Raw genomic sequence first — 13,809 nt, forward strand, 5'->3', positions numbered from 1 at the left:
GTTTTTTTGAGATATAATTCAAAATTTGTTATAATCAAGATATGATAGAATTGACAGTAAGTCCGATCGTAGAACGAAAAATAAAACAAGGGATCTGTGTATTAGATACACAGGATTTTCCTGAAGTAACAATGACCAATACAATGGTTTACCTACAGAGTCAAGCTGGTCAGTTTTTGGGGCAAGCCTACCTTTCCTCACAAAATAAGGGAATTGGCTGGCTTATTTCAAAACAGAAAGAAAGTGTAAATCAGATTTTTTTCGAGCGCTTGCTGTTTGAGGCACGAAAGAAAAGGAAATCTTTTGAAGATTCGAGCCTAACAACTGCCTATCGCTTGTTTCAACAAGACGGTGACGGTTTTGGCGGTATGACGATTGACCGTTATAATGATTATGCGGTCTTTTCGTGGTATAATGAATATATTTATTCCATAAAAGACCAGATTGTGGCAGCCTTTCAGACAATCTATCCAGATGTTTTAGGGGCTTATGAAAAGATTCGCTTCAAAGGCTTGGACTATGAGTCAGCCCACCTGTATGGTCAGGAAGCACCTGAGGAATTTACTATTTTTGAAAATGGTGTTGCCTATCAAGTCTTTTTGAATAATGGCTTGATGACAGGTATTTTCCTAGATCAGCATGAGGTGAGAGGATTGCTAGTTGATGGATTTGCAGCTGGTAAGAATCTCTTAAATATGTTTTCTTATACGGCAGCTTTTTCAGTAGCGGCAGCAATGGGTGGTGCAAACGAAACAACTTCTGTGGACTTGGCCAAGCGTTCGAGAGAATTATCAGAAGCCCATTTTCAGGCGAATGGCTTATTATTAGAGAATCATCGTTTCATTGTGATGGATGTCTTTGAATACTTTAAATACGCCAAACGAAAAGGCTTATCTTATGATGTCATTGTCCTTGATCCGCCTAGTTTTGCACGCAATAAAAAGCAGACCTTCTCGGTTGCTAAGGATTACCATAAGCTGATTGCTCAATCGCTTGAAATTCTCAATCCTGGCGGACAGATTATCGCTTCCACTAATGCGTCGAATGTAGGGCTTGAAAAATTTAAAAAAGAAATTGAAAAGGGATTTATGGGGCGCAAGCACCGCTATCTCCAAACCTATCGCCTACCGAGCGATTTTGTGATAAACAAAAATGATGAAAGTAGTAATTACCTCAAGGTCTTTACGATACAGGTAGAAAAATGAAAATAGTAGTTCCAATTATGCCTCGCAGCATTGAGGATGTCGAAAATATTGATGTGAATAGACTCGAAGCAGCAGACTTGATTGAGTGGCGGGCTGATTATCTTCCAAAGGAAGAGATTTTGAGAGTAGCCCCAGCTGTTTTTGAAAAATTTGTTGGACGTGAAGTGATTTTTACGCTCAGAACTAGTCGTGAGGGCGGCCATATTGAGCTTTCTGATGCGGAGTATATTCAATTACTAAAAGAAATTGCCAGTCTTTATCAGCCTGAGTATATTGACTTTGAGTATTACTCTCATAAGGAAGTCTTTGAGGAGATGTTGGCCTTTCCAAATCTGGTATTGAGCTATCATAATTTTGTGGAGACCCCTGAAAACTATATGGAAATCATGTCTGAATTGACCAGTCTATCTCCTGCTGTTGTTAAAATGGCCGTTATGGCACACACAGAGCAGGATGTATTGGATGTGATGAACTATACACGTGGCTTTAAAACGCTTAACGCAGAACAAGCCTATGCTACTATGTCTATGGGGAAATTGGGGATGTTGTCACGGATAGCTGGAAGTATCACGGGTTCTTGTTGGACCTTTGCTAGCTTGGAAGAGGCGAGTGCTCCAGGACAGATTTCATTATCGAATTTACAGAAAATATTGACAGTATTGGAGGAATAGATGCGTTATTTAACAGCAGGTGAGTCGCATGGCCCACGTTTGACTGCGATTATTGAGGGTGTACCAGCAGGCTTGTCTTTAACAGCAGCAGATATCAATGCAGATTTGAAGCGCCGTCAAGGTGGATACGGTCGCGGGGCAAGAATGCAGATTGAAACAGATCAGGTTGAGATTACATCTGGTGTACGGCATGGAAAGACCACAGGAGCGCCTATCACACTTCATGTCATCAATAATGATCATCAGAAGTGGCTGGACATTATGACGGTTGAAGATATTGAGGACCGTCTGAAGAGCAAGCGCAGAATTAAACACCCACGACCAGGTCATGCTGATTTGGTAGGTGGTATCAAGTATCGTTTTGATGATTTACGTAATTCCTTGGAACGTTCGAGTGCACGTGAGACAACGATGAGAGTTGCAGTTGGTGCTGTTGCAAAACGCTTGCTTGCAGAATTGGCTATCGATATTGCTAACCATGTGGTTGTCTTTGGTGGAAAAGAGATCGATGTCCCTGAAGGACTGACAGTCGAAGAAATTCGGATGCGTGCTAGCCAATCAGAGGTATCAATTGTTAATCCGGAACGGGAAGAAGAAATCAAGTACTATATTGACCAAGTCAAGCGTGACGGTGATACGATTGGGGGAATCGTTGAGACGATTGTGGGCGGTGTTCCGGTAGGCCTTGGTTCCTATGTCCAATGGGATCGGAAGTTGGATGCAAAAATTGCCCAAGCTGTTGTCTCCATCAATGCCTTTAAAGGAGTCGAATTTGGTCTTGGTTTTCAAGCGGGTTATCTGCAAGGCAGTCAGGTAATGGATGAAATTGTATGGTCTAAAGAGACAGGTTATACACGGTCTAGTAATAATCTAGGTGGTTTTGAAGGCGGAATGACTAACGGTCAACCGATTGTGGTGCGTGGTGTGATGAAGCCCATTCCGACCTTATATAAACCATTGATGTCAGTTGATATTGATACGCATGAACCCTACAAAGCAACAGTCGAACGCTCTGATCCGACAGCCTTACCGGCAGCGGGTGTGGTGATGGAAGCAGTTGTAGCAACTGTTTTAGCGACAGAAATCCTTGAGAAATTTTCATCTGATAACATGGATGAATTGAAAGAAGCGGTGGAGCAACACCGGACTTTTGTGAAAGAATTTTAAGAAAGCAATGACAAGAACGATTTATATTGTAGGCTTGGGTTTGATTGGCAGCTCACTTGCCTTAGGCATTCGTCGGAGTCATCCTGATGCTCGTATTGTGGGCTATAACCGCGGTGAACAGTCACGAACCATTGCTTTAGAACAGGGAATTGTTGACGAAGCAAGTGATGATTTTGGTCAATTTGTTGAAGAGGCAGATGTGATTTTCCTCTGCGTTCCAATTCAACAGACCATTCAGTTTATCAAGGAATTAGCTCAACTGCCCCTAAAAGAAACGGTTTTGGTAACCGATGCAGGTTCGACGAAAGAAGCGATTGTAGCGGCTGCGGAAACCTATCTATCAGACCGGCAGGTTAATTTTATTGGGGGACATCCCATGGCAGGAAGTCATAAGTCGGGAGCGATGGCAGCTGATGTGAACTTGTTTGAAAATGCCTATTATATTTTAACACCGAGCGCTTTGACACAGGCAGATGCGATTCCACGCTTGAAGGATATTCTCTCAGGTTTGCATGCCCGCTTTGTCGAAATCGATGCGGCAGAGCATGACCGTGTGACCAGTCAAATTTCACATTTCCCCCATGTGTTGGCTTCAAGTTTGATGCACCAAGCAGGGGAATATCAAGAGGAGCATCCCTTTACCCAACAGTTTGCAGCGGGTGGTTTTCGAGATATGACGCGGATTGCAGAGAGCGAACCAGGTATGTGGACAAGTATTCTGCTAACCAATAAAGAAAGTATCATCGAGCGTTTAGCGGAGTTTGGCGAGCGTTTAAAGACGGTTCAAGAGATGATTGCAACAGGCGATAAAGAAGCTATCTGGCAATTTTTTGACCAAGGTCGGCGGATTCGGAAGGAAATGGAAATCCATAAGCGGGCTGGAGTTGATAGTTTCTATGATCTCTTTATCAATATTCCTGACCAAGAAGATGCTATTTTGACAGTCTTAGAAAAATTACGTGGTATTTCGGTTGTGAATATCCGGATTAACGAGGATAATCGGGCGGATATTCATGGTATTTTACAGATTACATTTAAAAATAAAGAAGATTTGGAGCGGGCTGAGCAGATTATCCATGAGCAGACCAGCTATCAAGTGTTCGTAGATTAGGAGACAATTATGGCACAAAATATCTATGATATTGCAAATGAATTGGAACGCAGCATTCGCCAACTTCCAGAATATAAGGCAGCAGAAGCAAGCAAGGCTGCTATTGAAGAAAACAAGGAAGCTAAGGACATCTTAGAAAAGTATGTCGCTTTCCAACGAGAAGTTCAACAGCAACTACAGTCTGGACAAATGCCAGGCAGTGATTTGCAGCAAACATTACAAGACTTTAATCAGAAAATTCAAGCCAATAGCTTACTGACAGATTATTTTACCAAACAACAACAACTTTCTGTCTACATTGCAGATTTGGAAAAAATTATTTTCAAACCCTTGAATGAATTATTGTAAGGAAGAGCGGATTAGTCCGCTTTTTCCTAATGAATTGTCATATAAATCAAAAAGTTGCAATAATCTGAAAATTTTTGCATAAAAATTCTTGACAAATGGTTTGAAATATTTTATTATTTTTATAACCTAATAGAAATGAGAAATGGAGAACTACAATATGTTATTGAGTTGTCAAACAACATCAACCAATCATACATATTTCTACAGCTATTTTAGATAGTGTTTGTAGACATGGTAACATGGATACAAACACGGGAACGTTACGTTTGTATCTATGTGGCTGTGGTAGTTTTGACGATGCCTACATAGATGAGATACATCTAGCTGGCACGTCCAATCAGTCTGTTTTCATTTTACAGTTGAATTGAGGGACCGTTTAGATGTATCTAAGCGGTTCTGTTTTTGTATTCGATGCCACTATTTCTTACTCTCTAAATATCACCATCTGATGAGATACGGCACCCGAAGCTAGAAGGTAAGTTCAGCAAGGTGAGGGAAGGACATCAAGAGTTGATTTTTGACGAGTAACACTATATAGAAGGCGATTCATTCAGTCCATAGGGGACGCCCAAGGGACTGGACGAAGCTAGCAATAGAATGGGCACCTTGACTCACTTCTAAGAGGATATGTTCTATATAGAGTAGAACAGCATTCTATTTATTTATAAAAGGAGATTTATCATGGGTTTTAAACGATTTTTAGTTGGTTCAGTAGCTTTTCTTTCGACAGTAGCACTTGCGGCTTGTAGTACAGGAGAAAAATCAGCATCGTCAGACGGCGACAATGTCAAAGTAGGCGTTATCCAATACGCAGAACATGAAGCTCTTTCGTCTGCTCGTAAAGGTTTTCTGGAAGCACTTGATAAGGCTGGTTATGCAGAAGGAAAGAATCTGACGGTTGATTACCAAAATGCCCAAGGAGATCAAGCTAACCTACAAACAATGGTGGAGCAACTAGCAGGGAAAAACGATGTCAACTTTGCGATTGCAACCCCAGCAGCTCAAGCCCTCTTGAGTGCCGATAGTGAGACACCATCAGTCTTTACAGCGGTAACTGATCCGATAGAAGCTGGTTTGGTTGATTCCCTAAAAGCTCCAGGAGGTAGCATGACAGGTTCGATTGATGCGACAGATGTTGCGGGTCAAATTGAGATGTTGATCAAGGTTGTGCCAAACGCTAAGACTTTTGGAATTTTCTATAACTCAAGTGAAGTGAATTCAGAAGTTCAAGCCAAAGAAGCGAAGAAATTATTAGAAGAAAAAGGCAAAAAAGTAGTGATTAAGACAGTGACATCAACTAATGATGTGCAACAAGCTGTGACATCACTAGCTGGTCAGGTTGAAGCCATTTACCTACCAACAGATAATACGGTAGCTTCAACAGCTTCTACTATTGGGGATATCTTATTAAAAGCAAAAGTACCTGCAATGGGAAGTGATGAGGCCGTGCTAGAAGCAACTCTCTTTACATACGGCGTTGACTACCACGCAATTGGCGTACAGGCTGGTGAATTAGCTGCACGAATCTTGAAAGGAGAGAAGGCTGCTGATCTAGCAGTCAAAACACCTGAAACTGCGGCTGTCGCTGTTAATGAAGAAATGGCTAAAGCAGTAGGAATTGATCCAGAAATGATTAAGAAATTAGGAAAATAATGACAATGGAGAGATAGTCTATGGACAAAATAGGAAAATATGTGCGCAACCTGTCAGTGGTTGCCCTGAGTGCTCTAGCTTTAGCTGGCTGTTCATCTTCAGGTAGTCAGAATACAGATACAGTAAAAGTCGGTATTTTACAATACATGGAGCATGATTCTTTATCGGCTGCCCGTAAAGGATTTATAGCGGAATTAGAAGAAAATGGTTACAAAGAAGGAGAAAAAATCACCCTTGATTACCAAAATGCCCAAGGGGATCAAGCTAACCTCCAAACGATTTCTGAGCAACTAATTGGTGATAATGATCTGATTTTAGCTATTGCAACGCCAGCTGCTCAGAGTTTAGCAACGGCTTCAACGGATACATCTGTTCTGTTTACTGCTGTAACGGATCCCTTATCAGCTGATTTGGTCAGTTCAATGGAAGAGCCAGGAGGCATGCTGACAGGAACGAGCGACCAAGCGCCGATTAATCAGCAGATTGATTTGCTTGGAAAGGCTGTTCCCCATGCAAAAACGGTTGGTATCTTATATACAACGAGCGAACGTAATTCAGAAGTTCAGGTAGAAGCAGCCAAGCCCTTGCTTGAAAAAGCTGGCTATAAGGTAGTGGTTAAAGGTATTTCAAATACCAATGAAGTCCAAGATGCAGCGACAAGCCTGATGAAGGCGGTCGATGCAGTCTTTATTCCAACAGACAATACCGTTGCGTCAACCATGACCATGATTGGAGAATTATCCCTTCAGTATAAGGTTCCAGTTGTGGGTGGTTCAACCGATATGGTCGATGAAGGTGGTTTACTTACCTATGGAACAAACTATGAAGCCTTGGGTCGTCAGACCGCTAAAATGGCAATAAAGATTATCGAGGGAGCAGATCCTGCCAAGACAGCTGTAGAATATCCAGAAACGGTTAGCCTACACGTCAATGAGGAAATGGCTAAAAAATTGGGCATTGACCTAGCAGGACTCTCGGTATCAAAATAAAAGGGACGAAGAGGGAAGCGGAGTTGGTTTTCTGACTTCCTAAATAAAGGAGAACATTGTGGATTTGATATTATCAAGTGTATCGCAGGGCCTATTGTGGTCAATTATGGCGATTGGAGTTTATTTAACATTTCGTATTTTAGATATTGCTGATTTGACAGCTGAAGGAGCCTATCCTTTGGGAGCAGCAGTCTGTGCAACAGGGATTGTCAATGGGGTCAATCCTTTACTGGCTACCTTCCTTGCTTTTATCGGCGGGATGCTGGCAGGGCTTATTTCAGGTTTATTGCATACCAAGCTGAAAATTCCTGCTCTTTTAACAGGGATTGTCACGCTAACAGGTTTGTATTCGATTAACTTGAAAATTCTTGGCAAAGCCAATGTAGCCTTGTTGCGCCAACAGACCTTGGTTACTCAGTTACAGAAAATGGGCTTAACGAAAACCTATGCCGTTCTCATCATCGGTGCGATTTTCGTTCTGGTTGTGATTGCCTTATTGACCTTGCTTTTAAATACCCAAGTTGGTCTTGCTCTTCGTTCAACAGGGGATAACATTCCAATGAGTGAAGCCAATGGGATTAACGTTGATAAGATGAAGATTTATGGCTACATGTTGTCAAATGGGCTGATTGCACTCTGTGGCGCTCTCTTGACACAAAATAATGGCTATGCAGACTTGAATTCGGGTACTGGAACGATTGTAATCGGTCTTGCCTCCGTGATTATTGCGGAAGTAATTTTACGTAATTTGCGCATTGGTTGGCGGTTGGCCTCTGTGGTACTTGGCTCGGTTATCTACCGGTTGATTATCTTAGCGATTCTTGAAATTCCTGGTATGGATGCTGACTTGGTGAAATTGTTCTCAGCAACGCTTCTCGCCTTTGTCCTTTTTGTACCAGAATTGCAGAAAAAATTACAGATTCGTAAGCCAAATCTATCTGAAAAATCAGCTTAGGAGGAAAAAACATGAAAACGATTTTATCCATTCAAGATATTCATAAGACCTTCGAAGCAGGCACAATCAATGAAAATCATGTGCTACGTGGGATGAATTTGGATGTCAAAGAAGGGGATTTTATCTCCATTATTGGCGGAAATGGTGCAGGAAAATCAACCTTGATGAACAGTCTTGCAGGTGCTTTGACCGTTGATTCAGGAGACATTTTATTAGACGGAAAGTCAATCAAGCATATTCCAGCTGCGAAACGTGCGCGTGACATCAGTCGTGTTTTTCAAGATCCGAAAATGGGAACCGCTTCTCGCTTGACCATTGAAGAAAATATGGCAGTTGCTTATCGCCGTGGTCTTTCTCGTGGTTTGAGCTGGGGAGTAAAAGACAGCGAGCGTAAGATTTTTAAAGAAGCACTGAAAGAGTTGGACTTGGGACTTGAAAATCGAATGAAGGTAGATACCCAATTTTTATCAGGCGGTCAGCGCCAAGCTCTGACCTTGCTTATGGCTTCCTTGGTCAAACCAAAAGTCTTACTGTTGGATGAGCATACAGCGGCTCTTGATCCTAAGACTAGTGATATGGTCATGAAATTAACCAAAAAAATTGTTGAAAAAGACCGCTTGACAGCCTTGATGATTACCCATAATATGGAAAATGCTATCGAGTATGGTAATCGTCTTGTTATGCTTCACCAAGGTCGCATTGTGGTTGATGTCCAAGGTGAAGAAAAAGCAAATCTGACAGTCCAAGATTTAATGGATTTGTTCCACAAAAATAGCGGTCAAAAACTGACAGATGACGAAATGATGCTCTAAGCCATCACTTGAAATGTAAAAAAAGCCCGTCAAGGGGCTTTTTTGCATTCTTAGTTAATTGGTACTCATACCAGAAGAGAAGTAGTGACAGAATGTGTCAGTCTATTCTTTTTCCTATATTCTAGTTTGTTATTTTTCATAGAAAATCTGCATTCTAGTTTCCAAGTCTAGCAATTATTGTTGAAAAAATAGTTTCCTATGTTTCCAGTCTGGTAATCTTTAGTGAAAAAATCGTTCCCTGTGTCCTGAGTCTGGCCTTCTTTCATGAAAAATGCTTTCCTAGTTTCCAAGTCTAGCAATTTTTATTGAAAAAATTCTCCCTGTGTTTCCAGTCTGGCTTTCTTCAATGGGAAATGGCTTCCTAAGTTTTAAGTCTTGTATTCTTCGTTGAAAAAAGACTTCCTATGTTTTAAGTTTGTCATTTTTTAGTGAAAAATGCTTCCCTAGCTTCCAAGCTTCCTTTTTCAGTCTATAAAAGATTCATCCCTTGTTCAGTCAAAGAGTGAACAAGGGATGATTTAATGGTCTGTGATTACTTGTCTAGGTATTCTTTCATTTCTTCAATAGGAATTTGATGAATGGCTGCGGTTCCGATTTCTGGTACAATGATTGTTTTGATGGATTGACCGCGTGCTTTTTTATCATGTGTTAAAGCAGCGTAGAGTTTAGAAGGATTCCACGGTTCATGGGAAACGGGCAGTTCAAATTTCTGACACATGGAACGAATTTGCTGGGTGATACCTGCTGGCATAAGGCCTTTTTGTTCGGCAACGTGTGCTAGTTGCACCATGCCAATAGCGACAGCTTCCCCATGCATAACTTCGCCATAGCCTGCCGTTGCTTCAATAGCGTGACCAATGGTATGGCCAAAGTTTAAATAAAGTCGCACGCCATTATCGAATTCATCTTCCACAACAATTTTCCGCTTTACATTACAAGAATGGTAGATAAGACTTTCTGCATGCTCTAGGATACTTGCAACAGAACCGTCCATTTCATCTAATTCCTGCCACAATTCTACATCTGCAATTAGACCGTATTTGATGACTTCGCCCATGCCTTCGATTAATTCACGTTCACCTAATGTTTGTAGGGTGTCAGGATCGATGAGCACGCCATCAGGTTGATAAAATGCTCCAACCATATTTTTGGCATAGGGAGTATTGACTCCTGTTTTCCCCCCTATAGAAGAATCAACTTGCGCTGTTAGGCTAGTTGGAATTTGAAGGAAATGAATTCCCCTCATGTAAGTAGCGGCTACAAAACCGGCTAGATCCCCAACTACGCCACCTCCTAGGGCAATAATGCCATCGCTACGAGTCATACCATTTGACACTAGAAATTCATAGGCTAGCTGAACAGTTTCTAAGTTTTTACGGGCTTCCCCTTCCAAAAATTCAAAAACAAGCACTTCAAATCCAGCCACTTCCAAACTGGTCTTGACAATATCAGCGTATAGGGCTCCCACATGGTTATCCGTTATAATTGTGATTTTTTGTGTTGGCCAGACTTGACTGACCCACTCCCCTGCTTTGGCAAGGCTCCCTCTTTCAATTAAGAGTGTGTAAGGATGATGCGGAATATTGACGATTAGTTGCATAACTTCACCAGCTTTCTATCCATGAACTATTTCTTCTAAGGCTTTCCAAATTGTATCTGTTGGCATGGTCTCTCCTGTCCAAGCTTCAAAGGCTTCGGCTGCTTGAAATAACAACATTCCCAGACCATTGATTGTTCGGACACCCTTACTACGGGCAAAGGCTAGGAGAGGTGTTTCAAAGGGCTGATAAATGATGTCAGCAACAATGATGGATGATGGTAGGATACAATCTTGTGGAATAATCATTGTTGAGCCATCCATTCCCACATTTGTAGCATTGATTAGTAAATCAGATTGGAGAATTTTTTCCTGTAACAGCTCTGTCTCTTCGATTGGAAAGACAGTAATTTCTACCCCAGTAAGGGCCATTAGTTCTGCTGCCTTTTCTTTGGTTTGATTTAAGGAAGATGAGCGTTTAAAAATATTGATTTGCTTGGCTCCATTTAGGGCGGCTTGTGCGATAATAGCTAAACCAGCTCCACCTGCCCCTAGAATAGTAAGAGTTTTTTGCTCGACATGAAAAGCAGTTAGATTGGACAAACTTCTGAAAAATCCGATACCGTCTGTATTATGTCCAATCAGTTTGCCATCTCGATGAATGACAGTATTGACTGCACCAATCAAACGAGCAGAATCAGTTAGTTCATCCATGTAGGGCAAAACAGCTTGTTTATAGGGCATAGAGATGTTGATGCCAAACATGTTGTAGCGTTTAATGTTGTCGATTGTTACTGCCAATTCACTTTCTGGAATATCCCATGCGACATAAACCCCATTTACCCCAGTTTGTTGAAAAGCCTGATTGTGAATAAAGGGTGAGATAGAATGGCGAATGGGAGTTGCGACAACAGCAGCCAAGCGCGTGTAACCATCAATAAGCATAAAACACCTCTTTTCGTACAAGATTTGATGAATAAGGGGGAATCGTTAGAGTGCTTGGGATTCTGTTTGGTAGATTTCACGAATCAAGCTTTCAGTTTTTTCCCATCCCAAACAAGGGTCTGTAATGGATTTTCCATAAATATCAGGAGTATCTTGTCGTCCATCTTCTAGGTATGACTCAATCATAAAACCGCGAACGTATTGACGAATGGATTGATTCCAAGCTCGGTTAATGAGGGTTTGGCGGACGATGCGAATTTGTTCCAAGTAGTTTTTCCCTGAATTATCATGATTGGTATCAATGACGATAAAGGGATTTTTTAAGCCAAATTGTTGGTATTGCTTAATGGTATGCAGAAGGTTATCGTAGTAGTAGTTTGGTAGATTAATCCCCAGTTCATTGTTAGCTCCACGTAAGATGATGTGTGCTAGAGGATTTCCGTCAGTATCGACTTCAGCATCACGGTAGATAAAGTTTTGTTGATTTTGAGCCGCATATACTGCATTGAACATGACGGTCAGATTGCCAGAAGTTGGATTTTTCATGCCAACAGGTGCATCAATTCCAGAAGCGACAAAGCGGTGTTCCTGGTCTTCTACCGAACGTGCGCCAATAGCGTGGTAGGATACCAAATCATCTACAAGAGGATAGTTGGCTGAATAGAGCATCTCATCTGCGGTTGTCAAGCCTGTTTCTGTGATGACCCGATAGTGGAGGTTGCGCACCGCCGCAATACCATTGATTAAGTCTGGTAATTTAGAAGTATCTGGTTGGTGTACCAGTCCTTTATAACCTTCTCCATTGGTTCGCGGTTTTGCAGTATAGACCCGCATGACGATGAAGATTTTATCCTTGACTTCTTCTTGCAGTTGGGCAAGGCGATGAGCATAATCGAGGACAGCTTCTTCATTATCTGACGAACAAGGTCCGATAATGAGGAGGAGGCGGTCGTCTTGTCCTGTTATAATCTGGTGGAGTTCGTGATCACGTTCCATTTTTTTGGCTAAAAATTCTCCAGAAAGTTTCGACAAGGCTTTAACCGTTGCTAAATCAATTTTTTCACTTTTTTGATGAATTCCCATATTATTTATATAACAGCGAATGGATAGAGGATTTCTATAATGCTGTCCCTTTCTCTTTTCCTAGTGTATTGTAGATTTCTTGTACCAATTGTTCTGTCTTTTCCCAGCCTAGACAGGGATCGGTAATGGATTTACCGAAGATTTTAGGCTCGTCTTGCCGGCCGTCTTCTAGGTAGGATTCAATCATGAAGCCACGTACAGAACGGTGAATTGCCTCATTCCAATCACGGTTAATCAATGTTTGGCGGACGATGCGAATTTGTTCTAAATGTTTTTTACCAGAGTTATCATGGTTGGTATCAATGATGATAAAAGGATTTTCCAACTTCATTTGGTGATAGCGGTCAATGGTATCTAGTAGATTATCATAGTAGTAGTTGGGAGTATTCTTGCCAGACTCGTTCACAGCTCCCCGTAGGATAGCGTGAGCCAAGGGATTTCCTGAGGTATTGACCTCGGCACCATTGAATAGAAAATGTTGTTTTCCTTGGGCTGCATAGATTCCATTAAAGAGAACCGTGAGATTGCCCGAGGTAGGGTTCTTCATGCCTGTTGGAACATCAATACCAGAGGCGACGAAACGATGTTGCTGGTCTTCTACAGAGCGAGCTCCGATTGCAACATAGGAAACGAGGTCATCAACCAAGGGTAAATTTTCGGGATAGAGCATCTCATCTGCGGTTGTCAGTCCGGTTTCTGTGATGACCCGATAGTGGAGATTACGTACAGCTCGAATCCCATTGATGAGATTTGGCTTACCTTTCGCATCTGGTTGGTGAACCAATCCCTTGTAACCTTCTCCATTAGTGCGAGGTTTAGCAGTATAAACCCGCATAACCATGAAAATCCGATCCTTCACCTGCTCTTGTAAGGCTGCTAGCCGGTGTGCATATTCTAAAACAGCTTCTTCGTTGTCAGAGGAGCACGGACCAATCACAAGGAGGATGCGGTCATCTTCTCCCTTGATAATGGCTTCTAATTCTTGGTCCTTTTTTTCCTTCTGGGCTAGAGCCTTGCCTGTTAATTTTGAAAAACTACGCATTTCCTCAATGTTAATTGTTTCGCTTACTAAATTGAATACCATAATCATTCCTCTTCATCTCAAAATTATTCCTATTATAACATGTTTACGATGATTTTTAAAGAAAGATTTCAGAAAATTCAGATGTTGTCATTGGCTATCTGTAACGAAAAATAATCAGGATAACTTCTTTGGATAGAAAGGATAGAACCTGCTAGATTGTAACAAGTAAAGGTAGCTACTAGACGATAAAATCATGAAAATCTTCCTTAAATATGGTAGAATACTGACTAAACAGAGTATAACGGTTAC

13 protein-coding genes are annotated in these 13,809 nt (G+C 41.5%); 9 read left to right on the forward strand and 4 right to left on the reverse strand.

Annotated elements, in window-relative coordinates; translation table 11 throughout:
• Positions 1-41 precede the first annotated feature (41 nt).
• From J5M87_RS03540 to J5M87_RS03580, 9 genes are all read left to right on the forward strand, one after another.
• Positions 42-1,205 carry a class I SAM-dependent rRNA methyltransferase gene (locus J5M87_RS03540; RefSeq protein ID WP_154609103.1) on the forward strand — a complete coding sequence of 388 codons (1,164 nt, stop codon included), beginning with the start codon at positions 42-44 and terminating at the stop codon, positions 1,203-1,205.
• Positions 1,202-1,876: a type I 3-dehydroquinate dehydratase gene (aroD, locus tag J5M87_RS03545; RefSeq protein WP_154609102.1), complete on the forward strand. Its 675-nt coding sequence runs from the start codon at positions 1,202-1,204 to the stop codon at positions 1,874-1,876. The genes J5M87_RS03540 and aroD overlap by 4 nt, the downstream gene beginning before the upstream one ends.
• A complete protein-coding gene (gene aroC, locus J5M87_RS03550; RefSeq protein ID WP_154609101.1) occupies positions 1,877-3,043 on the forward strand; it encodes a chorismate synthase in 1,167 nt (388 codons plus the stop codon). It abuts the gene before it with no gap.
• 7 nt (positions 3,044-3,050) lie between these two features.
• A complete protein-coding gene (locus tag J5M87_RS03555) occupies positions 3,051-4,154 on the forward strand; it encodes a prephenate dehydrogenase (protein WP_154609100.1) in 1,104 nt (367 codons plus the stop codon).
• Between the two features lie 9 nt (positions 4,155-4,163).
• A complete protein-coding gene (locus J5M87_RS03560) occupies positions 4,164-4,502 on the forward strand; it encodes a YlbF/YmcA family competence regulator (protein ID WP_154609099.1) in 339 nt (112 codons plus the stop codon).
• A 681-nt stretch (positions 4,503-5,183) separates the two neighbouring features.
• The gene (locus J5M87_RS03565; RefSeq protein WP_154609098.1) at positions 5,184-6,155 is read left to right on the forward strand and encodes an ABC transporter substrate-binding protein; all 972 of its coding nucleotides are present in this window, start codon (positions 5,184-5,186) and stop codon (positions 6,153-6,155) included.
• Between the two features lie 20 nt (positions 6,156-6,175).
• Complete coding sequence (locus J5M87_RS03570; protein WP_154609097.1) at positions 6,176-7,144, forward strand: ABC transporter substrate-binding protein; 969 nt, start codon at positions 6,176-6,178, stop codon at positions 7,142-7,144.
• A gap of 58 nt (positions 7,145-7,202) precedes the next feature.
• Complete coding sequence (locus J5M87_RS03575; protein WP_067091234.1) at positions 7,203-8,099, forward strand: ABC transporter permease; 897 nt, start codon at positions 7,203-7,205, stop codon at positions 8,097-8,099.
• An 11-nt stretch (positions 8,100-8,110) separates the two neighbouring features.
• Entirely contained in the window at positions 8,111-8,911 is an 801-nt protein-coding gene (locus J5M87_RS03580; RefSeq protein WP_154609096.1) for an ABC transporter ATP-binding protein, read from the forward strand.
• A 532-nt stretch (positions 8,912-9,443) separates the two neighbouring features.
• On the opposite strand, the gene aroB is transcribed toward J5M87_RS03580, so the two are convergent.
• Genes aroB through J5M87_RS03600 form a run of 4 tightly spaced genes read right to left on the reverse strand, consistent with a single transcriptional unit; the run spans position 9,444 to position 13,560 of the window.
• Positions 9,444-10,511, reverse strand: a complete 1,068-nt coding sequence (gene aroB / locus J5M87_RS03585) for a 3-dehydroquinate synthase (protein WP_154609095.1) — start codon at positions 10,509-10,511, stop codon at positions 9,444-9,446.
• 15 nt (positions 10,512-10,526) lie between these two features.
• Positions 10,527-11,393, reverse strand: coding sequence for a shikimate dehydrogenase (locus tag J5M87_RS03590; RefSeq protein WP_154609094.1), 867 nt, complete (start codon positions 11,391-11,393; stop codon positions 10,527-10,529).
• A 45-nt stretch (positions 11,394-11,438) separates the two neighbouring features.
• Positions 11,439-12,476, reverse strand: a complete 1,038-nt coding sequence (locus J5M87_RS03595) for a 3-deoxy-7-phosphoheptulonate synthase (protein ID WP_154609093.1) — start codon at positions 12,474-12,476, stop codon at positions 11,439-11,441.
• A gap of 34 nt (positions 12,477-12,510) precedes the next feature.
• Positions 12,511-13,560 (reverse strand): 3-deoxy-7-phosphoheptulonate synthase, encoded by a 1,050-nt coding sequence (locus tag J5M87_RS03600; protein WP_154609092.1) that lies wholly within the window; start codon positions 13,558-13,560, stop codon positions 12,511-12,513.
• Positions 13,561-13,809: the final 249 nt, after the last annotated feature.

The organism is Streptococcus sp. zg-86 (genome assembly GCF_017639855.1).
In the GTDB taxonomy this organism is placed as follows: domain Bacteria; phylum Bacillota; class Bacilli; order Lactobacillales; family Streptococcaceae; genus Streptococcus; species Streptococcus zhangguiae.

Excerpts from the sequence above, each read along its gene's own strand:
- J5M87_RS03595 (WP_154609093.1), bottom strand. The coding sequence starts at position 12,476 with ATGGGAATTCATCAAAAAAGTGAAAAAATTGATTTAGCAACGGTTAAA.
- aroB (WP_154609095.1), bottom strand. The coding sequence starts at position 10,511 with ATGCAACTAATCGTCAATATTCCGCATCATCCTTACACACTCTTAATT.
- J5M87_RS03555 (WP_154609100.1), top strand. The coding sequence starts at position 3,051 with ATGACAAGAACGATTTATATTGTAGGCTTGGGTTTGATTGGCAGCTCA.
- J5M87_RS03540 (WP_154609103.1), top strand. The coding sequence starts at position 42 with ATGATAGAATTGACAGTAAGTCCGATCGTAGAACGAAAAATAAAACAA.
- J5M87_RS03600 (WP_154609092.1), bottom strand. The coding sequence starts at position 13,560 with ATGGTATTCAATTTAGTAAGCGAAACAATTAACATTGAGGAAATGCGT.
- J5M87_RS03560 (WP_154609099.1), top strand. The coding sequence starts at position 4,164 with ATGGCACAAAATATCTATGATATTGCAAATGAATTGGAACGCAGCATT.
- J5M87_RS03565 (WP_154609098.1), top strand. The coding sequence starts at position 5,184 with ATGGGTTTTAAACGATTTTTAGTTGGTTCAGTAGCTTTTCTTTCGACA.
- aroD (WP_154609102.1), top strand. The coding sequence starts at position 1,202 with ATGAAAATAGTAGTTCCAATTATGCCTCGCAGCATTGAGGATGTCGAA.
- J5M87_RS03570 (WP_154609097.1), top strand. The coding sequence starts at position 6,176 with ATGGACAAAATAGGAAAATATGTGCGCAACCTGTCAGTGGTTGCCCTG.
- J5M87_RS03580 (WP_154609096.1), top strand. The coding sequence starts at position 8,111 with ATGAAAACGATTTTATCCATTCAAGATATTCATAAGACCTTCGAAGCA.
- aroC (WP_154609101.1), top strand. The coding sequence starts at position 1,877 with ATGCGTTATTTAACAGCAGGTGAGTCGCATGGCCCACGTTTGACTGCG.
- J5M87_RS03590 (WP_154609094.1), bottom strand. The coding sequence starts at position 11,393 with ATGCTTATTGATGGTTACACGCGCTTGGCTGCTGTTGTCGCAACTCCC.